Here is a 22701-nt window from a genome sequence, read left to right on the forward strand (position 1 = left end):
GCCCCGAATACATCGCGAAATCCCCTGTCGTTGAAGGATGTTTGAAGTCACGCCTTGAGGTAATTCTTCAGGATCGACGCCCCCATCGTGTATTTGGGGTCGACCATGTTGCCGAGCCGCATGCGGCCGGCCTGGCTGAGCAGCATGTAGGCGTCGATCTCGTCGAAGCCGTAGTCGGCCGCCATCCAGCGCACGAGCTCGCGATAGGCGATGCGCGCTGCATCCTCGAGCGGACGCGCGCTGCCGATCGTCATGATGAAGTCGCGCGTCTCGAGCCGCGGCCAGGCAAAACTCCAGTTCTTGATCAGGTCGATCTGCAGCGTCACAGTTGCACGCTGCTCCATCGCGACGCCCGAGAGCTCGCCGTCGCCCTGCGTGGCGTGGCAGTCGCCGACGTAGAGCAGCCCGCCTTCGGTGTGCACCGGAAAATAGATGATCGCGCCAGGCGCGACGTCGGGCAGATCCATGTTGCCGCCGTGATAGTCGGGCTGCAGCGAGGAGATCGCCTCGATTTCCGGCGAGACGCCGATCGTGCCGATGAACGGCTCGTACGGCAGCGTGATCTTGTCGTTCCAGCGCACCCCGTTGCGGTCGACATGAAGCTTCTTGACGCGTTCAGGCAGTGGCGAATTGAGCATGGCCGTGGCGGCGGTGCCAACCAGCCCACCGAACTCCGGAATGATGCAGGTCGTTCCTGCCGGCTGCGCGCCGCGTGTCTCGACGTCGCGGATGTAGACAGCGAGGCAGTCGCCCTTCTTGGCGCCCTTGACCGCGATCGGTCCGCATTGCGGGTTCAGGTACGGAAAGTTCAGTTTTGCCGTTGGGCTGTCGCTCTCGCTGGTGATGACGCCGCCGAAAGCATCTTCGGTTTCGACGACGACCACCCCGCCAGGATCGATCGACAGCGTCGGCTTCGCGTATGGGCCGTAGACGTAGTGAAACCCGCCCTGCTGCTCGATCGTCAAACCATGGGTCGTGCCGGTCGCGCCCTTGGCGACGGCCCGCTTCGCCATGATCGAATTCTTCAACCAGTCTTCTGCGCCCATGCGAATAGCTCCTCAAGCTCTCAGATACCGGGATGGCGCTTGTGCCAGTCGGTGACGCGCTGGAACGCATCGCCAGCGCGGACGAGGCCCGCCTCCTCGAAATGACGGCCGACGAACTGGAAAGCGACCGGCCCGCCGTTCGCCGCAAAACCGCCCGGCAGTGTCACCGTCGGACTCCCGGTCATGTCGAACGGACAAGTGAAACGAAGCAGCCCCGCGATGAGCGAGGCGTCCTCGCCGAGCGCCGCCATCTTGGCGAGCGTAGGTGCGGCAAACGCTTGGGCCGGAACCGCGATGAGATCGACGGTTTCGAACAGCAGCCGTACCGCGCCGCGGAACGCTTCGCGCCGCAGCACGATCTTCTGATAGTCCATGCCGGACTGCTGCCGACCGAGGTCGAGCAGGCCAGCGAGCGCCGGCCCGTATTCGTCCTTGCGCGCGGGATAGGTCGCTTCATGCGCGACGGCGACTTCGATGCCGCACAATGGAAACCAGTCTTCGATCACGGCCTTGGGATCGGGGAACGTGATGTCCTTGATCTTCGCCCCCAGATCGGCCGCAACGCGCAAACCTTCGCCGAGCACCTTGCTCGCGGTCTCGTCGGTTCCTTCGCTGGTCCAGCGCCGGTCGACGCCGATGGTCACGCCGCGCAGGTCGCCGGACAGGCCGGCGAGATAGTCCGGCACGGGCAGCGGCACCGACGTCGTGTCCTTGGGATCCTGCCCTGCGATCACACTGAGCAGCGCGCCGCAATCAACAGCGCTGCGCGCCATCGGCCCGATGTGGTCCAGCGTCGCAGCGAGTTCGAACGCGCCGTAACGGCTGACCCGCCCCCAGGTCGGCTTCAGCCCGGTGATGCCGTTGGCGGCCGATGGAAAGCGGATCGATCCGCCGGTATCGGTACCGAGCGATCCGAAGCACAGGCCCGCCGCAGTAGCGACGCCCGAGCCGCTCGAGGATGCGCCGGACCACAGATCCGCGTTCCAGGGATTCTGCGGCGGGTCGATCTGCGGGTGATGATCGGCGTAAGCGCCCTCGGTCTGCTGCAGCTTGCCGAGGATGACCGCGCCGGCATCCTTCAGCCGTGCCACCACGGTGGCATCCTCGCTCGGGCGGAAGTCGCGGTGAATGATCATGCCATGCGCCGCCGGCGCACCCTTGACCCAGCAGAGGTCCTTGATCGCGATCGGGACGCCGTGCAGCGGCCCCTTGATCTTGCCCGACGCGATCTCCTTCTCGGCCGCGGCCGCCGCCGCGAGCGCCGCATCGGCCATCACATGGGCATAGCTCTTGAGCTTACCGTCGAGCTGCCCGATCCGTTCGAGCACCGCCTTCGTCACCTCGACGGGCGACAGCTTCTTCGTTTGGATCTGCTGCCCGACTTCAACCAGTCCGAGATAGTGAAGATCTGTGGTCGCCATCGCATTCATCCCCGCGCTCAATCCGGCGCAAGCGCAGGCGGGCCAATCACCGCGCATGCACCACCGGCTTGGCGACACGGATGCATCGCCAATGTGTTTGGCAGCAAAAGAAAAAAGCCACCCGCACCTCGGAAACGAGATGGCGAATGGCTCTAATGCCGCGGCTATGATCTATCGCATGGGTCCAGGATCGAACGGAGCACTTAGTGCAGGGACCAGGACGTCATCGGCCGGATCGACGCACGCAAGGTTCGACAGGAAACCCGTAGGAGAAAATTCTAAGGAAGTGTCCGGCGCATTGTCAACGAGGCGAGCTGCACAAATTTCGCGATGTGCATGCGCAGCAATTCGGCATGACCTCTTGCACCGGCATCGGCGAAGATGGTTTCCTGCATCCCTCGCCGCCGAAGGCCTTCAATGACAAAGCCGTCCATTCCAGTTGGCATCATCTGCTCGCAGCACGGGCCCTATCAGGCCATGGGACGCGAGATCCTGAAGAGCACGCTGATGGCGGTCGACGAGATCAACAACCAGGCCGAGTTCGACTTCACCGTTACCGCCCATGTCCGCGATCCGCGCGGCGTCATTGCGGAGTATCACACGGTCTGCGACGACCTCATTCGCAACGTCGGCGTGGAGCACATTATCGGCTGCTACACCTCGGCCTCGCGCAAGCAGGTGTTGCCAATCGTTGAGCGCACGGATCGTCTGCTGTGGTATCCCGCGCGATACGAGGGCTTCGAGTGCTCCGACAACGTCATCTATGTCGGCGCCTCACCCAACCATAACGTGCTGCCGCTGGTGCGTTACGTTCTGGACAATTTGTCGCGCGAGATATTCTGTGTCGGCTCCAACTATGTCTGGACCTGGGAGACCAATCGGGTCACCCGCGAGCTGGTCACCGCATCGGGCGGGCGAATTGTCGCCGAACGGCTGCTTGAGCTCGGCGAAAGCGCGGTCGGACACATCGTCGACGAGATTGTGCGCCGCCGGCCGCCGGTGGTGTTCAACACGCTGGTCGGCAGCTCGAGCTACGACTTCATCCGCGCGTTTCACGCCGCAACCACGGCGGCCGGCCTCGACATCCCGATGTTGAGCTGCAGCCTGTGCGAGCCTGAGCTCAAGATCGTCGGATCCGCATCGGCCGGATGCATCACCTCATCGGCCTATTTCGAAAGCATTCGCCTGCCCGAGAACCGCGCCTTCGTCGCACGCTGGAAGGCGCGCTATGGCGACGACAGCAGTCCCTCCGTCGACGGCCAATCGGCCTATGTCGCGGTCTATCTCTTGGCGCGCGCGCTGCAGCGCGCCGGCGCGTCCAACATCGGCGAGGTCAGACGCGCCGCTGCCGGATTTCGCTACAATTCGCCGCAGGGCCCGGTGTGGATCGACGGCGGCAACAATCATTGCGTCCTGACGCCGCGGCTCGCCGTGTCCAACGCCGATGGACAGTTTGATATCTTCTGGGAAGCTGACGCACCGGTAAAGCCTGATCCCTATCTGACGCAGCTCGACGTCGCCGTCAGTCCCGCAAGGGACGGAGCCTCGCCGAATGCGCCGCATTTGCGGGTGGTGAAATGAGCAAGCCGTCTTCATTTTCGCTGCGCGGGCGCAAGGCGCTCCTTGTCATCAAGGACGAACGCGACGCCTCGATCGTCAAACGTCAGTTCGAACGCCTCGGCATCGACATCGTCGCATCGGAGCCCGGCGGCGTCATCGGCGGCCGCCCTGATATCGCGCTGGTCGACGATGAATTCCTGCCGCTGGCCTCGCCTGCACAGCGCAAGTTCCTTGCCGGATGCCCAATCATCGCGTTGGTCGGCACCGAGACGCCCAGCCGCCTGAAGCTGGTGCTTGAGCTAGATCCGGCATCCTTCCTGATCAAGCCATTGCGCTCGGCTGGCATTTACGCTGCGCTCGTCATGGCATTGGAAAAGAACGAGCGCACCAACGAGCTGAAGCAGCAGGTCTTCAAGCTTGAACAGCGTCTTCGCTCGCGCCGGATTGTGCTAGCTGCCGTCCTTCAGGTCATGCACTCTCGTGCGCTGGCGGAGCCGGCCGCATTTGCACTAATTCGGCGAACCGCCATGGAGCAGCGCAAGACCATCGAGGAAATTTCTGCGGAGATCACCATGAACGGCTGCCTGCCTCGCGCCGGCTAGACCAGCGCTCGATCTCGGGCGGCACACAACCGACTGTGTCGGCTGACCCGATGCCGAGGTTCGGGCCGGGCCGCAAATTATTCCCGGCGTCAAGGTGGCGGTGCGATGTAGTCACTGCCGCCGGGTAGTTCTGGGAACTCGAACCTGAAGAGCCGGGTCGCCAGAAAATAGAGGCCGATGGAAAAAAGCACGGTGTAGGGAAACCAATAGAGCGGCCAGTCGACGTAGCCGACCTGGACCTGGCCGGCTCCGGTCAGGAAATCGACCATCACCGGATTGGGTGCAGCTCCGGTGAGCACGCCTAGTCCGGTCACCGACGGCAGAATCCAAGCGAGAAGGAGCATGGCCTTGCCGATCTGACTGCTGCGCGGAAGGCCAACAGCCTCGGTCAACCCGATCCCGATCGGAACGAGCGTCGCCGCACGCGATAAGGCCGAAACCAACCATTGATGCGTTGCACTCACTGAACATCGGGGCACATCGCTCTTCTTTGCCTACCGCTCAAAAGTGCATAGGGCGCTTGCGGTGCCGCCTATGTCTCACTCGGTTCGTCGTGAGCCTTCGCGAGAGCGTTGGGCTTGGTGCGCCATCGCAAGACATCTGGAATAATCGATCAATCTGCGCCCGCGGATGGCAGGCATATCGTTACTCGAAGTCCTCCGAGTGGAGACCGGTCCAAAGTAAGGGATCCGGCGTAAAGCTCGGCTAGCTCGCGCGTGATCGACAGGCCGAAGCCAAATCCCGGAGAACTTTCGTCGAGCCGTTGGCCGGCCTGCATCGCCTGCGACATCTGCTCTGGCGAAAGTCCTGGTCCATCGTCCTCGACGACGAGAACGACGCTCCGCGTCTCTTCGCGAGATCCGACCGCGACTTTGCTGCGGCACCAGGAGAAAGCGTTCTCCAGCACGTTACCCAGCATTTCGTCGACGTCTTGCTGTTCACAGGCCACCGCGAGGCCGGCTGGTATGCGGTTGGCGAAATCGATCGCCTTGTCGGCGTTCACCTTGCCGAGGACGAGACCGAGATCCGCGACCCGTGGCGCGATCGCTGTTCTGGTCCGAACCGGACCGCCAAGTGCGGCCGATCGGGCACGACCCAGATGATGCCGGATGCGCCGGTCCATCAACACGACGAGGCCATGAAGATCCTTGGAGCCCGGGGCTTGCTTCTGAAGCGCGATCGCCAGCGTCGCAAGCGGCGTTTTCAGGCCGTGGGCCAGATTCGAAACGTGTTTGCGCGCCCGCTCCAGGTTGGTGGCGTTCTGAACCAGCAGCGCATTGAGTTCTGCCGCCAGTGGCTGCACCTCGCCCGGCTGCGCGTCGGGCACATTGTCACGAAGTCCAGCTCTCACATCGGCGACAGCTTGACGAAGTCGTTCGAGGGGACGCAATCCCAGGCGAACCTGGATCAGCATCGCTGAGATCAATGCGATGCCGAGCGCCGCGAGCGACAGGGCCAATGTACGCATCGCTTCCCACAACGGCCCACGCACCGCGTCTCTCGGAGCGGAGGCCACGATCCTGACGGGGGCACCGGGCACCGCCACATCGAGGATGCGGAAGTGAAGCATGCGGTCGTATGGGCCCTTGCCGTCGGCAGGCAGCGGGTGTTCTCGCGGAGGCGGATCGTCGCCGATCGGGGGAGGCGGCGGGGGCGGCAAGGGTCTGTTGCTGATGTCGGGCGGAGCCAGATCCGCCGCCTCGAGCGACCGCGACCGTAAGACATTCTTTGGTCCGGAAATCTGCCAGTACCAGCCGTGTCGGCGCCGGTCGAACGGCGGTCCGTCGGCGGATCCCACGAGACGCATGTTGCCGCCGCCATCGGCTTCAAGCATGGAGGCGAGGAAGAGAATCTGCGCGTCGAGCCTCTGATCGATCTGTCCCTGCACGAAACGATGCAGCACGAATGATATCAGGATCGCGGAAACGATCAGGGCCGCAGTGATGAACACTCCGGCTCCGATCATGAGGCGCCGGCCGAGCGATGCGTTCCGGCTCATCATGGGGATCCCGAGTTGAGCTTGTAGCCGCGGCCCCTTTCGGTCTCGATCAGCGCCTTGCCGACCTTGCGCCGGAGCCGCGCGACGATCACTTCGATGGAATTCGAATCCGTCCCGACGTCGCCCTCATAGACCTTTTCCGACAGCAGGCCTCGCTCGACCACGGTATCCTTGCGCAGGATCAGGCATTCGAGAACACGCCACTCCAACCCCGTCAGTTTCAACGGCAGTCCATCGAGCTCGAACACACCGGTTTGCGTTTCGAAGCTCAGAGGTCCGCAGGAAATTCGCGGCGCAGCATGCCCGGAGGCGCGACGGACCAGCGCGCGAAGGCGCATGACCAATTCCTCGATCCGGAATGGCTTGGTGAGATAGTCATCGGCCCCGGCCTTGAAGCCTTCCACTTTGTCGGTCCAGCCGTCGCGCGCAGTCAGGATCAGCACCGGCAGATGCCGGCCCTGCTTCCGCCAACCGCGCAGCACCTCGGCGCCGGGCACCTTGGGCAGCCCGAGATCGAGCACCGCGGCATCGTAGGACTCGGTTTCGCCGAGGTGCTGTCCGTCCTCGCCGTTGGCGGCGATGTCGACCGCGAAATTCTCCTCGCGCAAGGCTCGGGCGATCTCTTGCGCGAGCAGGCGATCGTCTTCGACCAGAAGGATTTTCATTCGGCTTACACCTCGGACCGGAACTAGGCGCCCAAGCTTAACCCAACCTGAACGGAACGGTTCAGGCTGGATTGGGGACGGTGCCCTAGGCTCCAGGTATCGCAATCACGAAAGGAGCGCTCAATGACCGAAAGCGATGCACAGAGGGATGCGAGCCCCTCGCTGCCCGGACGCCGGCAGACCCGGCATCGTGGCCTGTTGGCAGGGGCCGCGCTTGCCGTGCTTGCCGCCGGCGCGGCTGCCGGTGCCGGCGGCGTTCGCGTCGCCCAGAATTGGCAGCCGCGAAGCATCATGCTGTTACGGCCAACCGCGATCGAGAGGTTGCAGTCCGGCCCGTCTGCAGTCAGGGGCAACGTGGCTGAGATCTTCGGCCACCTGTTCGTCGTCGAAGACGGCAGCGGCCGCGCACTGGTCGACCTCGGACCGCGTGGAGATAACGCCGACGTCGTCACCAAGGGAGAGACGGTTACGATTCAGGGCATGTTCGATCAGGGGATCATCCACGCTCAGATCGTATCGCATGCCGACGGCCGCACGGAAGCGTTCGGTCCTCCGCCGCATCCGCCTCGCGGGGCGCCCCCACCTCCTCCGCGGGCCGATGCGCCGCCGACCCCGCCTCCTCCAGGGGCGCCGCCTCCGCCACCGCGGGCCGACGCTCCGCTACCTCCTCCTCCGGGGGCGCCGCCTCCACCTCCGCGCGCCGACGCCCCGGGACTCAAGGCGCTGTGACCGAATGACGAATGGATGAAAATCAGGAGACCAGGATGTCCGAAGACCAGATCAAATTGTCCGGCAAGATCGTGCACGTGTTCGCGCACCGGTTTGTGGTTCAGACCTCGAAGGGCGTAGTGCTTGCCGATCTCACGCCGCACGGAGCGGATCTCGTCGAGCTCAGGATCGGTGCCGATGTCGAGCTGGAAGGAGAACAGAAGCCTTCTGAGCTCAAGGTGACGCGCTTCGCGTGCGATGGCGCAAGCCTGGCGATCCAGCACAGGGAGAAGCCAGATCACGGCCATCACAAGCCAGCGGATCCCGCCACGGCGATCGAGGCCGCGCGGTCGGCCGGGTTCGAACCGATGGGTGCGCCCCGCCGCAAGCCGAAGCATTTCGAAATCGACGGCCGGCGCAACGGCGAGACCTACGAACTGCACATCGAACTGGATGGACGGATCCGAAAATCCAAGCTCATCGGCAACGGACATGAAGCTGCTCGACGCTTAAGGGGGCGACCGACGTTGCTCTGAGCAGCCCTAGTCAGCAGTCGGGACAACGGGCCCGAGCCGGACTCAACCGGCTCGGGTCCATCGAGGATCTTATCGGACGGATACAACGTGTCGATACCACCAGCGACCTCATACAGCGCAAGTCCAGAGAAGGCGCTTCGCCCGCTGCTCGCACTGAATTTCTTCATGGCGGACATGCAGGCCGGCGTCGGCCCGTTCCTGGGCGTATTTCTCCTCGCTCACGGCTGGCAGAGCGGCTGGATTGGGACGGTGATGACGGCGGGCGGCGTCGCCGGCATGCTGATGACAACGCCGGCTGGCGCCCTGATCGACGCCACGCACAGCAAGAAACTGTTCGTCATCATTCCCGGCATCTGCACCGTCGTTGCGTCCGGCATCGTACTGCTGTCGCAGGAATTCTGGCTGGTGGCAGCCTCACAGGTCGCGACCGCGATTGCAGGCGCCGCGATCGGTCCGGCCGTCGCTGGCATCACGCTCGGCATCGTGCGCCAAGCCGGCTTCAACCGGCAAATTGGCCGCAACCAGGCCTTCAACCACGCCGGCAACATGGTGGGTGCCGGACTTTCTGGATTCATTGGCTGGGTATACGGCTTCACAGCAGTGTTCTGGCTCGCCGCGCTATTTGGCGTCCTGTCCATCGTCTCGGTGCGGATGATCCCGAGCGCGTCGATCGACGACGCTGCAGCTTGCGGGCTCGGACGCGAAGGCAATGATGACAGGCCGGCGAGCGGATTGCAGGTGCTGGTCGAATCGAAACCGTTGCTGGTCCTCGCCGCAGCGCTGTTATTCTTTCACCTCGGCAATGCGGCGATGCTTCCACTCTACGGATTGGCCGTCGTCGCCGACAAGCAGGCCGATCCGGCAAGCTTCGTCGCCATGACCATCGTCATCGCCCAAGCCACTATGATTCTCACCTCGCTGGCTGCGATGCGGATGACCGAGAGGGAAGGATACTGGCTGGTCCTGCTGGTGTCGTTCATGGCCCTGCCGATCCGGGGTATTATAGCTGCGTGGCTCCTGAACAGATGGGGTGTCTATCCGGTGCAGATTCTCGATGGTGTCGGGGCAGGCCTGCAAAGCGTCGCCGTGCCGGGACTGGTCGCCCGAATCCTCGATGGCACCGGGCGGATCAACGCAGGCCAGGGGGCGGTCATGACGGTCCAGGGCATCGGCGCTTCCCTCAGCCCTGCGATCGGCGGCTGGATTGCGCAGGAGTTCGGCTATGGTCCGATGTTTGTCATTCTCGGCGGCTTCGCCACAGTCTCGGTCGTGCTGTGGAGCGTCTTCGTTCCGTTGCTGAGGCCAGTTTGCGCGACGAAACCTCCGCGCACATCAGACGGATTGGCGCCACAGGTCGTGGGTGTTGCCTGATGCTTGTCAACAACGCCGCGACCTGCGGAATCGCGGGTCTTGCGACCCTGGGCGTCATCGCTCGTCCGTGGAATCTTCCAGAATACGTCTGGGCGGTGACCGGAGCCATCTCGCTGATTGCCTTCGACCTGTTGCCGTGGCGAGACGCCGTCGCGGCCGCTGGGAAGGGCACGGACGTGTACTTCTTTCTGATCGGCATGATGCTGCTGGCCGAGGTCGCGCGGAAAGAGGGCCTGTTCGACTGGCTCGCCGAACAGGCCGTCATTCATTCGCGCAACTCGGCCTCCCGACTGTTTTCGATCGTCTACGCGGTCGGGACGCTGGTCACCATCTTCTTGTCGAACGATGCCACTGCGGTCGTGCTGACGCCCGCGGTTTATGCCGCGACGCGTACCGCAAAGGTCGAACCGCTGCCTTATCTGTTCGCCTGCGCGTTTATCGCCAACGCGGCGAGTTTCGTGCTGCCGATCTCGAACCCGGCGAACCTCGTATTGTTCGGCGCGCGGATGCCGACGCTGCTGGAGTGGCTGCACCACTTCCTGCTGCCATCGATCGCAGCGGTCGCAGCGACATTCATCATGCTCCGGATCAGCCTGCGGAACAGCCTGTTGGGTGGCGTCGATGAACTCGAGGGAGAGCGCGCCGGACTGACGAGGAATGCTGCGATCGTCGCAGCTGGGATCGGTGCGACGGCGTTGGTTCTGCTCGCCGTGTCGGCCTTTGGCCTCGATCTTGGAATCCCGACTTTCGCCTGCGGTGCGGTGGTGACCGCGATCGTGCTCCTGCTCGGCCGCAAATCGCCGCTCTCTGTCGCACGTGATATCTCCTGGTCGGTGCTGCCCCTCGTCGCCGGACTGTTCATTCTGGTCGAAGGTCTCAACCGAACGGGCGTCCTGCCGACACTGGCCGAAGAACTCAGGCGAGCCGCCGTGCTTTCGCCGCATGGAGCTTCATGGGGAGCCGGCATCATCACGGCGATCGCGTCGAACCTCATCAACAACCTGCCAATGGGATTGATCGCGGCGACCACGACGCAAACCGCGCAGGTCTCGCACTACACCATTGGGGCGGTGCTGATCGGCGTCGATCTCGGACCCAACCTTTCGGTCACCGGATCGCTCGCGACGATCCTGTGGCTGATTGCGCTGCGGCGCGAGGGTGAGCACGTAGGTGCGCTTCGCTTTCTGCGGCTCGGCGTTCTGGTCATGCCGCCGGCATTGGTGCTGTCGCTTCTTGCGCTATCGCTAGTCGCGTCATGAGGTCGCGTAAGAGCAATGCGAAGCCTAAGCCGCTGATCTGGCCGACGAGCTCTAAACCACCGCGACTGGCGAAGTGTTGCCGAGATTGACCTCCCAAGCCGTGGGTGCGCTCAACTCGACCGAGCGCCGTTGGCGCGCCGCAATCGGCGGCGGCCGCATTCCGCTTGTGGTCCACTAAGGACCTCTGCTTCGTCCTCGTCTGGCCACATGTCGTGCACTTCGGCCGATGCTGTTGGCTCCGCGCTGTGGCCAACCATTGCCTCGAAAACGGAATCTTTGTTCGCGCCCTTGGCGATACGCTGATCCTCTCACCCCCTCTTGTCATCGATGAGGAGCAGATCGGTCAGATCGCCGATGGTATCAATTCGGACATTGTGAGCTGCGGAGGCGCGGACGGCGGCGCGCCGACCAACTTGCGGCCGTCGGAAAACATCCTTTTGAGGTCATCAGGTCGGCTACTACCGATCCGTTCCGGTAGCGTGCGTTGCCTTGGCTCGCTTGCCGCACTTGAAGGAGTTATAGGAATTTCTCTCGGCCTTTCGCTTTGATCTCGGTCTCCAGTTGACGATCAAGCTTGTCGAGGCTTCGCCTCAGAACCTCGATTTCATGGGGATCGAGCGCGGCCGTGAGCTTACGCTCGACCCGAACAACGAATTTCTCAATATCCTTGTAAACCTTGCGGCCCTCGGCTGACAATCTAAGGCTGGCGCGTCGTCGATCGGCCTTGTCCAGGTCTCGATGAATGAGCCCGCGGCGTACCAACAAATCAATCGCCCGGGCGACCTTGGAGGCGTCCGACGAGGTTAGCGTTGCAAGCCGTGCAGCGGTCAGGGGCTGATGCCTGGCAATGACCGCAAGGCTTCGCCAGGCTGGCATCGTCAGCTCGTAACGTTCTTCATACATGGGAGCAATGAAGCTACCCAGCCGCGAAGCGATGAGACCAAAACGGTATCCGGTCCAATTCTCAAGCGGGAGGATCGTGCTGAGTTTGTTCAAGAAGATTCGCTCGCGATGATGGGAGCAGAACCATAACGAGTCGTACCGCACCTCTCAACCCGTCGGATATTCGGAGATCGCGCCATTGACGCAGGATCAAATTACTTGCATTATGAAAATAATAAGCAATCAAAAGAAGCAAGGAGGTCACTATGTCGAAATCGACTGACGGCCAGGATCTGACGCTGGTTGGCCCAGGCACGGTCATGGGCGAGATGATGCGGCAGTACTGGATCCCCGCCGCGCTCTCTTCGGAACTATCAGTCGACGGAGACCCGATGCGCTTGATGCTGCTCGGTGAACAGCTGATCGCCTTCCGCGACAGTTCGGGCCGGGTCGGCGTGCTGGACCATCAATGTCCGCATCGCTGTGCCTCGCTGTTCCTTGGCCGCAACGAACACGACGGCATCCGTTGCGTCTATCACGGATGGAAATTCGACGTTGACGGCCGCTGCCTCGAAATGCCGAACGTGCCCCCTCCGCAGGACTTCAAGGAAAAGGTCCGCGCAAAAAGCTACAAAGTGCGCGAAAGCGCCGGCCTCATCTGGGTCTACATGGGCGCCCGCGCCGAAGCGCCGCCGATGCCGATGCTCGAGGCGCTGTTCGTTCCCGAGCAGGATTTGACGGTCACCATTCTGCAGCGCGAGGCCAACTGGCTCCAGGGCCTCGAAGGCGACATCGACACATCGCATTTCGGCTTTCTGCACGCGGGACACATCAATCCGGACGATTTCGAGGAGGGCCATCCGGCCCGGCACACCGTCTCCAACCGCGCGCCGGAGTACAAAGTCACCGAGACCGACTGGGGAACGATGTACGGTGCATTCCGGCCGGAGACGGACGGCCAGATGCACTGGCGCATGGCGCATTTCTGCCTGCCGTTCTGGACCCAGACACCGAACGCCGATTTCGCCGACCATGTGGTCGCGAAGGCCTGGGTGCCTATGGACGACACCCATACGATGCTGATCTCGATCTATGGCGGCCGCGCCAAGGGGGCAACTTACTCGAGCTCGAAGCTGAAATCCGGCGGCGGCATCCCGGGAGCCGACGGTCTCGATTATCTGCCCAACACCACGGACTGGTTTGGACGCTGGCGTCCGGTCCAGAACATCGGCAATGACTGGCAGATCGATCGCGAGGCTCAGCGTAGCAACAAGATCTACACTGGCATCCGCAACATCGTGATGCAGGACCAGGCCGTCACGGAGAGCATGGGGCCGATCGTCGATCATACCAAGGAACATCTCGCACCGAGCGACGTGATGATCTCGCGGACGAGACGCCGCCTGCTCAACGCGGCACGGGCATTCGCCAACAGCGGCACCGTGCCGTCCGGCGTTGACGATGCCGAGGTGTTCTTCAACGCGCGCGCAGGATCGTACTACGCGGACGCGAAGCTCGACTGGCTCGAGGCTTATCAGGACAAGTTGAAGACCGCCATTCGCTGGCGTGCACCGAGCCAGCAGGCGGCGGAGTAGCGCCGATGTCCGCGCCGGATTGGAAGGAGCGCGCGCGCATCACGCGCCGCGCTGCGGTGTTTGGACTGACGGCGTCTTCGATCCTGCCTTCGATCATGGCCCCGGCAAGAGCGGACGACCAATGGTCCGCACTCGTCGCCGCGGCAAAGAAGGAAGGCCGGGTGGTGCTCTACAGCGCCTTCGTCGGCCTTGCTGCGCACAAGGAGCTCAAGAAGGACTTCGAGTCCGCCTACGGAATCACCGTGGACATTCTCGAAGCCCGGGCGAGCGAGGTCCGGGAACGCATCCGCATCGAGCAGGCGGCTGGCCGCAACGCTGCCGACGTCTCCGAGAACGGGCGGACCACGACCACGCTGCAGATCAAGGAGGAGCGCGTTTTCGAGCCGCACGGTCCCCTCCCCAGCCTCGGCCGTCTCAAGGCGGATTTCCCCAGCGACGGCATGCGGCTGCCGATTTTTGCAATAGTCTACGGCATCCTGGCGAATACCATGCTGGTCAAGCCGGCGGACGAGCCGAAAAGCTGGCTCGACCTGACGGACCCGCGCTGGAAGGGTAAGATTCTCAGTGACGATCTGCGGACGCTGGGCGGCGGCGGGGTGCTCTTCTCCGTCCTGCAGGACCTTTACGGCCGTGGCTTCCACGAAAAGCTCGCCCAGCAGGAACTGAAGTTCAGCAGGGAGATACCCGCCAACGAGCGGCGGGTGGCCCGCGGCGAGCTACCGCTCTACATCCCTGACAGCCTGACATCACTGCTCGAACTCAAGGGGCTGCCGGTGAAGTTCATCGCGCCCAAAGAGGGTCTGCCCTATGTCGGCTACGATCTCGCATTGCTGAAGAATGCGCCTCACCCGAACGCGGCGCGGCTGCTGATGGAACATTACCTCGGCAAGACGATGCAGCAGAACCTGGCGAAGCTGGGGTTACTGCCGACCACGACCGACGCGCTGACAGGTGTCGATCCGGCGGTGGCGCAACTCGAGACGACCAAGCTTCTCGGCACCACCGATCCCGAACGCATGAACGAGATGCTGTCCCTGGCTCAGCAGATCTATCGCTGAGAGGCATCCCGGCACAGCCGGTTATGAGGCCGTGCCGGGATGCTCCGGCACAGCCCATGCCGACTTCTGCGGAACGACGACGGTCACGTTGTCGCCGACGGCGAAATCGCCGAACGATGGTGCATCGACGTTGAGGCGGCCGTCACCGGTCTGCACGACGACCGACCGGGTCGGCCCGCGGAAGATCGTGTGCGCGATCTGCCCGGACCACCGAAGTTCGTGGTCTCTGTGGGCCGCGTCAGGCGGCGCGATACGGGCGTCTTCGGGACGGACCATGACGGTCACGGCCTGACCCGGCCTGATCTCGCTTGCCGACTCGCACGCACCGCGCCAGCCTTTGCCGACGACGTTGAGCCGCACCCGGCGGTCGTCGATCCGCGCGCAGGCCTCGACGCTGGCCTCGAGCAGGTTCGGTGTTCCAAAGAAGGCCGCCACGACCCGGTTTGCGGGATAGCGGTAAATCTCCTCAGGCGCGCCGATCTGCTGGATCCGGCCGCGATCCATCACGACCACACGGTCGGACAGAGCCATCGCTTCGGCCTGATCATGTGTCACGTACAGGCTCGTCATCCCGAGCCGTTTCTGGATCGAACGGAACTCATCGCCCATCTGCAGGCGAAGCTTTGCGTCCAGATTGCTGAGCGGCTCGTCGAGCAGCAGAACCTTGGGTTCGAAGACGAGGGCCCGCGCGATCGCCACCCGCTGCTGCTGGCCGCCGGACAGCGCCGGCGCCGGCCGCTCGGCGAAGCTTTCCATCTCGACCAGGCGCAGTGCCTTGCCGACCAGATCGCCTATCTCGGCGGTGGATTTGCGTCTCACGCGCAGCGGGTACGCGACGTTCTCGAAAACCGTCATATGTGGCCAGATCGCGTATGACTGGAAGACCATGCCGAGCCTGCGGCGCTCCGAGGGAACGAAGAGGCCGCGCCCTGCATCGCTCACGACCTCGTTGCCGATGCTGATGCGGCCGCCGGTATTTTGCTCGAGGCCCGCAACCATCCGCAACGTCGTGGTCTTGCCGCACCCCGACGGCCCCAGCAGGGTCACGAATTCACCCTCGCTGACGCGCAGGTCGACGCCGTCGACCGCGACGAAATCACTGAAGACGCGGCTCACCTTCTCAAGAACGACATTCGACATGGCATGATCCAGGCCCGGTCACATTCCACCGATGCGGCTGTTGATGAACTTGAGTTGAACCCATCGGAAGATGATCACGAGAACCATCATGATGAGCCCGATGACACTGACCTGCTCCGCATTGCCGTTCGCCCACAGCTTCAGCAAGACGACCGACAACACCTCGGAGCCGACCGAATAGAGCAGAACGGATGCGCTCAGTTCGCGCATGATGCCGAAGAATACGAGGACCCAGCCGACCGCGAAGGACGGCCACGCCAGCGCAAGGACAATGCGCCTCATGGTCTGCAGCCAGCTTGCGCCGTGCACCCTGGAGCACTCCTCGAGGTCGAACGAAAGCTGCGCATATGCGCTCGACATCGCCCGCACCGAAAGCGGCGTCCCGAGCGAGATGTAGGCCAGCAACAGCGCCCAGATCGTGCCGTAGATCGGAATCCCGTGAGGCAAAAGTGCAAACCCCCAGAGAAACCCGACACCGAGGACGATGCCGGGCATCATCCAGGGCAGCCAGGCCATCGAATCGATCAGCAGCCGGCCACGCCATTTCGTGCGGACCGAGACATAGGCGACGGTAGCGCCGAGCAACATGGTCAAGGTGGCACCGACGAGACCCAGCAACATCGTGTTGCTGAACCCGCGCCAGAATTCGCTGCTGCCGAACACCTCCCGATAGTGCTCGAGTGTCAGCATGTCCCACTGATAGAACCCGAAGAACTTGAAGAACGAGCCGATGATGAGTTGGCCGACCGGGAGAACCACCGTCACCACGAAGAATAGAACGCAGAACGCAAAGGTTGCCCATCGCCATGCGCCGAGTTTCATCACCGAAGGCGAATAGCCCTTGCCGGTGATGGTCTGAAAGCTCCGGCCGCGCAACATCCGCCGCTGCAGGAGGACGATCAGGAACAGCAGCGCCATGATGACGAAGCTGACCGCGGTCGCATACTGATATTGCGGCGGCGACCGCTGGTTGATCGAGTCATAGATGTCGGTGGTGATGACCCGAATTCCGGCCGGCGAACCGAAGAACAGCGGAGACTCGAAGTTCTCGATGCCGCGAATGAAGCTCAGAATGGCCGCGCCGGTCAGCGCGGGCAGCATGAGTTGCAAGGTTACCGTACGAAAAGTCCTCAGGCGCGACGCTCCGCACATCGTCGCGGCCTCTTCGAGGCTCGGATCCATCGCGCGGAAGGCGTCGACGATGAGAAGAAACAGGAACGGCACCGAATACTGCATCATGTGCCAGACCACGCCGCCATATGAATAGACGTTGATCGGCGCCGTCTCGGACCCCGTGATCCATTGATAGAGCTGGTTGAGCAACCCGACCTGCGGGTTGCCGAGCATGCCCCAGGCCATCGCGGTCAGAATCGGGGGAATGAAGAATGGAAGCGTGATCAGGACTTCCAGCGCTCCGCGGAACGGCGTGTCGGTTCGGGCCAGAATCCAGGCAAGCAGGACGGCCAGGATCACGGAAGGAATGGTCTTGGCCAGCGAAATGCCGATGGTGTTGAGCAGCGTCACCGCGCTCTGCAGCGTGATGACGTCGCGATAGCCGTCCAGATTGAACGTTCCGGCCATCCCCGGCGGCGTCGAATGCAGGCTGCCATAGAGCAGCATCGACAACGGATAGACGGAAAGGAAGGCGAGGATGGCGACGAGCAGCGCGAGCGCCGCAATGCGGCCCGCTGCAGTCGCCTGCAGCCACCGCCCGAGCCCGCTCAAGGCGGCCGGGCGCCTCTCGACCAGGTCGTTCACTCCCTCTCCGGCTGAAATGCTCATGGCCCTCTCAGGGATAGAGCTTCTTGGCGAGTTCCATCATCGAAGGACGCTCAGCCAGCTTTGCGGGACCGATGATCTTGGCGTTCACGAACTGCTGCGCGTCCGGATTGGCGCGCTCGGCAGCCGCCGCGTTCACCGGCAGCATCCAGGCATTGGCGTAGAGCAATTGCGCCTCGACACTGAGGAAGTGGTCGATGAACAAACGCGCGGCATTGGGATGCGGCGCGTTCTTGAGCACCGCGAGATCCATCTCCGCGTAAGGTGCGCCCTCCTTCGGAATCACGACCTTCACCGGCAAGCCCTTCAGATCGGACGTGAAGGCAAAGATCTGCGGGATATAGATGGCGTACTCGCCGCGCGCCACGCGGCGGGCGTCGTTTCGCATGTCGCGGCTGAACACCGGCTTTTGCTCGGCGAGCTTCTGGTTGAAGTCGCCGCCCATGGTTTTTTCCAGAATGGCGAACATGGTGTTTCCGCTGCCGAGCGGCCGCATATCGTCCGAAAGGATCTTGCCCTTCCATTTGGGATCGTTGAGATCGCTCCAGCTCGTCGGAATGTCCTGCTCCTTGACCAGCCGCGTGTTGATCAGAATACCCATCGGCTGCATGAAGGCCGGCACGCTGTATTCGTTGGCCTTGAAGGGCGGCCGCAGATGGGCGGCATTCGGGATCGGCGGCAATTTCTGCACGAAATCGCCGTTCTTGAGTTGCTCCTCGATCATGGTCGTCGTGACCATTTCCGCGTCACCCAGGAAGCGGCCGGCCGCCTGCTCGGTGCGGATGCGCTCGGCGAGCTCGCTGGCGCGCAGGTCGAGGCTCTCGACCGCAATTCCGTACTTTGCTTCGAACGACTTGAGCACGTCCTTGAAGTAAGGCGCGCCCAAAGCCATGTTGTAGACGACGACCTTGCCTTCCTTCTTGGCGGCCTCGACAACCTTGTCCCAAGAACCGTCATCGGCTTGCGCCGGGCTCAACAGACCGACAAGACAGGCGACAACCGCCGGCATGACTCGCTTGAACAACACGTTACTCCTCCCAAAATCCTTTTATTGGCTATTTGCTTCGCCGGTCTTTAGATCTCCAGGACTACATATTCCTTGTCGATGGTGACCTGGAACGTTTCGGCGCGCAGCTCGCCTTCGATCAGCGCTCCGCCGGACTCGACCCTCAGCTCATAACTCCGCACCTTGGTGCGGTCAGGCTCGCACCACGAGCGCCCGGTGCGCAGATCGAATTCCCAGCCATGCCATGGGCAGCGCAACAACTCGCCACGACGGCTATATCGATAGTCGCCCGGACCTGCGGCCTCGACGAGCCCGACGATACGCCCCTTGCACAGGGACGCCCCCTCGTGCGGACAACGATTGCCGACGGCAAAATACTCGCCCTCCACATTGAAGATGCCGATCTCGCGTCCATTGACCTGGACCAGCAGGCGCTGACCCGGCGGGATCTGATCCACAGTCGCAACCACATGCCGCGCCATCAGTCCAACCTGTAGAACTTGCGGGCATTCTCATAGAGAAGCTGCTCGCGCTGCGCTTGCGTGAGGTTGGCGCGAAATGCGTAGCGCGGATCGTCGAAATCCCAATGTGGGTAGTCGGTCGAGAACAGCAGCCGGTCCCAGCCGATCCGGTCGAACAGATCGATCAATTCGGCTGACGTCGCCGGTTCTTCCATCGGCTGCGTGCTGAACCAGACCTGCTCGCGCACATATTCCGACGGCGGCTTCCTCACGTGGGGAACCTCGCTACGCAGGCGCGCCCAATGCTTGTCCATGCGCGCATTGATGGATGGTATCCAGCCGAGGCCGCCCTCCATGATGACGACGCGCAGTTCAGGAAAGCGCTCCAGGACCCCTTCAAACACGAGACTGGCCACCACCGCCTGCATGGTCTGGGCGACCGAATGGTGTTCCTCCATGTAGTAGGATGTCCACCCTCCGCCGGTCGACGGATGGCCATTGGTGCCGCCGACATGAATCGTGATCGGCAATTTGTTGCGCACGGCCGCCTCATAGATCGGCCAGTAGCGCCGCCGTCCCAGCGGCTCATCCGTCTTGGGCAGGATCAGGATCTGGGTAAAGTTGGGGTCACCTCCCCTGGCGTCGATCTCGGCGACGGACGCCACCGTATCCTCCTGGGCGACCAGCACCGAGGCCCGCAACCGCGGCTCCTGCTTCACCCAGCGCTCGACCTGCCAGGTGTTCATCGCGCGGGTCAATGCGGCGCCGAGGTCGAGATTGCGCTGGCTCCCCGGATTCCAGCGCAGGGGAATCAACATCCCCACCTCGATCCCGTTGGGGTCGAGGTGTTGCTTCCTCATCAATTCGAGGCTCGATCCCGGCGGCCCGCCCTCCTCCGGATAGGCATCGATCCTCGCAGCGTCGGGCGACATGCGCGGATGCGACAGCGCCTCGGAGAATGCGTGGCGCAGATGGCTGCCATAGACCGACAGATGCTCGATCCACCGTCTTTCCAGATAGGGATGCACCTCGGTCCACGAGGTCATCGCCGGATGGATGTCGCAATCGATGACCTTCAGCTTGTAGGTCGAGACCCGCGGCCGCTCGAGTTCAACGGTGCTCATGGTACAACCTCCATGACCTGATCGGCTTTGGCCAATCGCGCGTAAGTGGCAAGCGCATTTTTACTGGCAATCTTGCGGAACAGTTCGTCAGGGAGCCGGCCGGAAAGAACCGCATCCCCGTCGAAATGCCAATGCGGATAGTCCGTCGAGAACAGGAACAGCTCATCCGACTTGATGTGATCGGCGAGCCGCATGATGGCCTCGCCGTCGTCCGCCGCATCGACGGGCTGCACGGTGAAGCGGACGTTGTTGCGGATGATCTCCGATGGCGTGCGCGTGACCCAGGGCACCTCGGCCCGCACGCCTTTCCAGGTCTTGTCGGCCCGCCAGATGAACCCGCTCAGCCATGTCAGTCCGGATTCTATGGCGACGACCTTGAGCCGGGGGAATTTCGCGAACACGCCTTCCGATATCAGGCTTTGCAGTTGGCTCTCGAACGCAGCGGATTGCGCCACATAGTCCTCGACATAGTGCGACGGCCAACCGATGGCGGTTGGCGCGTATCGATAGGCGCTGCCTGCATGAATCCCGATCGCCAGATCGAGACGCTCGGCGCGTTCATAGATAGGCCAGAGATGCCGCCGGCCCAGCGTGGTTTCGCCGGACACCAGCATGAGGACCTGCACGAACCGGAAATCGTCGGCGCGGCGATCGATCTCCGCCACGGCGAGCTCCGCATTGTGCGACGGAATCACGATCGAGGCGCGCAGCCGCGGATCGTGGTTGAGCCAGTGATCCCTGATCCAGTCGTTGGTCGCCCGGCAGAACGCAGCCGCCATGTCCTCGCTGTGAAGGACCTGCGCGCCGTAGAGGCAGTTCAGGATTCCATAGCGCGGCCGAAACCGATCGAGCACATGGTCCTTCATCGCCTGGAGCGAGGAGCCCGCTTTCGCGCCACCCTCGAGAGCCCAGTCCGGGCGACACGACAGCGGCGAGTTCTGCGGATAACTCGTCAGGCTCAGATTGAGACGATCGAGCGCGCGGACCGAGACCATCTCGCGCCAATAGTCGTTCAGATACGGCAGGAGGGCGCCCATCCCGGGCACCGCCGGATGAAGATCGCAATCGATAGCCCCGGCATACGTCCTCGCCTGATCAAGACCGGCGACCAAGCCGTTTCCTTCCATGTCGCTCTCGCCACTTTTTTCTTGGAATTGGGAGATTGAGCTCTATGTTGATATGTCAATAAATGTTTTGTCAAGAAATTTGATCTGGATAAATCGCGCCGCAAAAGTGAGACTTTGGGCGAAGATTTGCTGAGGGAGATTCCTGGAATGCCTGCGGCCAAGAAGCGCGAGGTTGAGCAAGCGTCGAACGACCGCGCGCGCACTGCCGGAACGCTGGCGCGCGAACATTTGGCCGTGCTGGTCTCGACCATCGGCATGCGTCTCAATAGAGGCGCGACTGCGTATTATCGCTCGGTCTGGAACATCGGCGCGGTCGAGTGGCGCCTGATCATGACGCTCAAGAGCATCAGTTCGCTGAATGTCAGCGAGTTGTCGGACGCTGCGGACATAGACAAGGCTGCCGCAAGCCGAAGCCTCGCGATCCTGGAGGAGCGCGGGCTCGTATCGGTCGAGCAAACGCGATCGCGTGGCAGAGCTGCGATCGCCAAGCTGACGGCCGAAGGTCGAAAATTCGCCCTCAAGTTGACGGAAGTCTCACGCGAACGAGACACACGACTTTTCAGGGAATTCACCCCGTCCGACAAGGAGAGACTACGCGATCTCCTGCACCAGCTCGCCCGCTCGCTGGAAAAAGCCGATTGGGAGCACTGACTGCGGTCAATGCTCTCCACGATGAGGCGATCAGATGCTTTGTCGTTCGCCGTTAAGGAGCGGGCCCTGATCGAACTTCGATCATTCGCAAGACACCTGAAACTTCCGTCACGCCAGCCCCGCGGACGGCAGACGTACCGCCACTTGAAGTCTCCGAGCGCAGACCGGTTCAATGGTAGCGGGGGGGCGATTCACGCGTTCCCCCCTCCCCCCTCGGAACTCTTCATCGTCATCCGGAGGGAAAGAAAAGCCGCTTGAGGGTGTTCTCTCTAGCGCCGATTTACGAGCCGATGGACGCGCGGAAAATGGTCTCGAACCCGCGGCCTCCAGCGTGAGCCTTGCGGTTCGCATGCGCCGATATCGTAAGAATCGGTGGTTGCGGGGACCTGCAACCATCTCAAATTGCTGTTCGAGGCGACCGCTTAGGGTTGCCCTCCGAAGGCAAAGGTCACACGTTCGAATCGTGTCGGGTGTGCCAATGCTGAAATGGCCTGTTTTCAGGCGTTTTTGGCAAATCGGGTCCGACCGCCGCCACCCCCGGAAACCTCGCTGTCACAACCGTGTCACAGCGAGAGGACCAATGGCTACGATCCGACAAAGAGGCGCAAAATGGCAGGTACAGGTCAGGCGGTCGGGCGCTCGCCCGCTGTCTAAATCCTTCCTCAGGAGGAAGGATGCGGAAGCCTGGGCGAGGGACATGGAGGTCCGGGC

Annotated in this window: 22 protein-coding genes and 1 tRNA gene; 9 read left to right on the plus strand and 14 right to left on the minus strand. The window is 62.6% G+C overall.

What is annotated here, in order from left to right; all coding sequences use genetic code 11:
- Positions 1–47: 47 nt before the first annotated feature.
- The 3 genes from XH93_RS33970 to XH93_RS33980 all read right to left on the minus strand — a co-directional run bounded on the left by XH93_RS33970 (position 48) and on the right by XH93_RS33980 (position 2901).
- Complete coding sequence (locus XH93_RS33970; protein ID WP_194470819.1) at positions 48–1046, minus strand: acetamidase/formamidase family protein; 999 nt, start codon at positions 1044–1046, stop codon at positions 48–50.
- 20 nt (positions 1047–1066) lie between these two features.
- On the minus strand, positions 1067–2467 hold the full coding sequence (locus XH93_RS33975) for an amidase (RefSeq protein ID WP_194470820.1): 1401 nt from the start codon (positions 2465–2467) through the stop codon (positions 1067–1069).
- 278 nt (positions 2468–2745) lie between these two features.
- Entirely contained in the window at positions 2746–2901 is a 156-nt protein-coding gene (locus tag XH93_RS33980) for a hypothetical protein (RefSeq protein ID WP_194470821.1), read from the minus strand.
- On the opposite strand from XH93_RS33980, the gene XH93_RS33985 reads away from it, so the two are divergent.
- Positions 2885–4048: a transporter substrate-binding domain-containing protein gene (locus XH93_RS33985; protein WP_139864368.1), complete on the plus strand. Its 1164-nt coding sequence runs from the start codon at positions 2885–2887 to the stop codon at positions 4046–4048. The two genes, XH93_RS33980 and XH93_RS33985, sit on opposite strands and share 17 nt — an antisense overlap.
- Positions 4045–4629, plus strand: a complete 585-nt coding sequence (locus XH93_RS33990; RefSeq protein WP_139484842.1) for an ANTAR domain-containing response regulator — start codon at positions 4045–4047, stop codon at positions 4627–4629. The genes XH93_RS33985 and XH93_RS33990 overlap by 4 nt, the downstream gene beginning before the upstream one ends.
- Before the next feature lie 89 nt (positions 4630–4718).
- Here XH93_RS33990 and XH93_RS33995 read toward each other — a convergent pair whose 3' ends face one another.
- The 4 genes from XH93_RS33995 to XH93_RS34010 all read right to left on the minus strand — a co-directional run bounded on the left by XH93_RS33995 (position 4719) and on the right by XH93_RS34010 (position 7797).
- Positions 4719–5093, minus strand: coding sequence for an anion permease (locus XH93_RS33995; protein ID WP_246799372.1), 375 nt, complete (start codon positions 5091–5093; stop codon positions 4719–4721).
- Between the two features lie 149 nt (positions 5094–5242).
- Positions 5243–6628 (minus strand): sensor histidine kinase, encoded by a 1386-nt coding sequence (locus tag XH93_RS34000; protein ID WP_246799373.1) that lies wholly within the window; start codon positions 6626–6628, stop codon positions 5243–5245.
- Positions 6628–7293, minus strand: coding sequence for a response regulator transcription factor (locus tag XH93_RS34005; protein ID WP_139484840.1), 666 nt, complete (start codon positions 7291–7293; stop codon positions 6628–6630). Before XH93_RS34005 ends, XH93_RS34000 begins: the two co-directional genes overlap by 1 nt.
- Before the next feature lie 297 nt (positions 7294–7590).
- Entirely contained in the window at positions 7591–7797 is a 207-nt protein-coding gene (locus XH93_RS34010) for a hypothetical protein (RefSeq protein WP_194470823.1), read from the minus strand.
- Between the two features lie 260 nt (positions 7798–8057).
- On the opposite strand from XH93_RS34010, the gene XH93_RS34015 reads away from it, so the two are divergent.
- From XH93_RS34015 to XH93_RS34025, 3 genes are all read left to right on the plus strand, one after another.
- Complete coding sequence (locus tag XH93_RS34015; protein ID WP_194470824.1) at positions 8058–8537, plus strand: hypothetical protein; 480 nt, start codon at positions 8058–8060, stop codon at positions 8535–8537.
- A gap of 165 nt (positions 8538–8702) precedes the next feature.
- Positions 8703–9908: an MFS transporter gene (locus XH93_RS34020; RefSeq protein ID WP_194470825.1), complete on the plus strand. Its 1206-nt coding sequence runs from the start codon at positions 8703–8705 to the stop codon at positions 9906–9908.
- The gene (locus XH93_RS34025; RefSeq protein ID WP_194475429.1) at positions 9908–11167 is read left to right on the plus strand and encodes an arsenic transporter; all 1260 of its coding nucleotides are present in this window, start codon (positions 9908–9910) and stop codon (positions 11165–11167) included. Before XH93_RS34020 ends, XH93_RS34025 begins: the two co-directional genes overlap by 1 nt.
- Positions 11168–11683: 516 nt before the next feature.
- On the opposite strand, the gene XH93_RS34030 is transcribed toward XH93_RS34025, so the two are convergent.
- Entirely contained in the window at positions 11684–12163 is a 480-nt protein-coding gene (locus XH93_RS34030) for a MarR family winged helix-turn-helix transcriptional regulator (RefSeq protein WP_139484836.1), read from the minus strand.
- Positions 12164–12315: 152 nt separating this feature from the next.
- Here XH93_RS34030 and XH93_RS34035 point away from each other — a divergent pair, with 152 nt between their 5' ends.
- A complete protein-coding gene (locus XH93_RS34035) occupies positions 12316–13644 on the plus strand; it encodes a Rieske 2Fe-2S domain-containing protein (protein ID WP_139484835.1) in 1329 nt (442 codons plus the stop codon).
- A gap of 5 nt (positions 13645–13649) precedes the next feature.
- Positions 13650–14702: an ABC transporter substrate-binding protein gene (locus XH93_RS34040; RefSeq protein WP_194470826.1), complete on the plus strand. Its 1053-nt coding sequence runs from the start codon at positions 13650–13652 to the stop codon at positions 14700–14702.
- A gap of 21 nt (positions 14703–14723) precedes the next feature.
- On the opposite strand, the gene XH93_RS34045 is transcribed toward XH93_RS34040, so the two are convergent.
- From XH93_RS34045 to XH93_RS34070, 6 genes are read right to left on the minus strand one after another with little or no spacing between them, the layout of a single operon-like run.
- Positions 14724–15842, minus strand: coding sequence for an ABC transporter ATP-binding protein (locus XH93_RS34045; RefSeq protein ID WP_194470827.1), 1119 nt, complete (start codon positions 15840–15842; stop codon positions 14724–14726).
- Positions 15843–15860: 18 nt separating this feature from the next.
- Positions 15861–17624, minus strand: a complete 1764-nt coding sequence (locus XH93_RS34050) for an iron ABC transporter permease (protein WP_194470828.1) — start codon at positions 17622–17624, stop codon at positions 15861–15863.
- 7 nt (positions 17625–17631) lie between these two features.
- Complete coding sequence (locus XH93_RS34055) at positions 17632–18648, minus strand: ABC transporter substrate-binding protein (RefSeq protein WP_229174098.1); 1017 nt, start codon at positions 18646–18648, stop codon at positions 17632–17634.
- A 47-nt stretch (positions 18649–18695) separates the two neighbouring features.
- On the minus strand, positions 18696–19109 hold the full coding sequence (locus XH93_RS34060) for a Rieske (2Fe-2S) protein (RefSeq protein WP_139484831.1): 414 nt from the start codon (positions 19107–19109) through the stop codon (positions 18696–18698).
- Positions 19109–20212, minus strand: coding sequence for an amidohydrolase family protein (locus XH93_RS34065; protein WP_194470829.1), 1104 nt, complete (start codon positions 20210–20212; stop codon positions 19109–19111). The genes XH93_RS34060 and XH93_RS34065 overlap by 1 nt, the downstream gene beginning before the upstream one ends.
- Entirely contained in the window at positions 20209–21249 is a 1041-nt protein-coding gene (locus XH93_RS34070; protein ID WP_246799374.1) for an amidohydrolase family protein, read from the minus strand. The genes XH93_RS34065 and XH93_RS34070 overlap by 4 nt, the downstream gene beginning before the upstream one ends.
- Before the next feature lie 237 nt (positions 21250–21486).
- Between XH93_RS34070 and XH93_RS34075 the strand changes: the two genes are divergently transcribed.
- Both XH93_RS34075 and XH93_RS34080 read left to right on the plus strand, forming a co-directional pair.
- Entirely contained in the window at positions 21487–21990 is a 504-nt protein-coding gene (locus XH93_RS34075; protein ID WP_194470831.1) for a MarR family winged helix-turn-helix transcriptional regulator, read from the plus strand.
- A 388-nt stretch (positions 21991–22378) separates the two neighbouring features.
- Positions 22379–22468 (plus strand) — tRNA-Arg (locus tag XH93_RS34080).
- Positions 22469–22701: the final 233 nt, after the last annotated feature.

Origin of the sequence: Bradyrhizobium sp. CCBAU 51753 (genome assembly GCF_015291565.1) — a bacterium.
Classification (GTDB): Bacteria; Pseudomonadota; Alphaproteobacteria; order Rhizobiales; family Xanthobacteraceae; genus Bradyrhizobium; species Bradyrhizobium ivorense.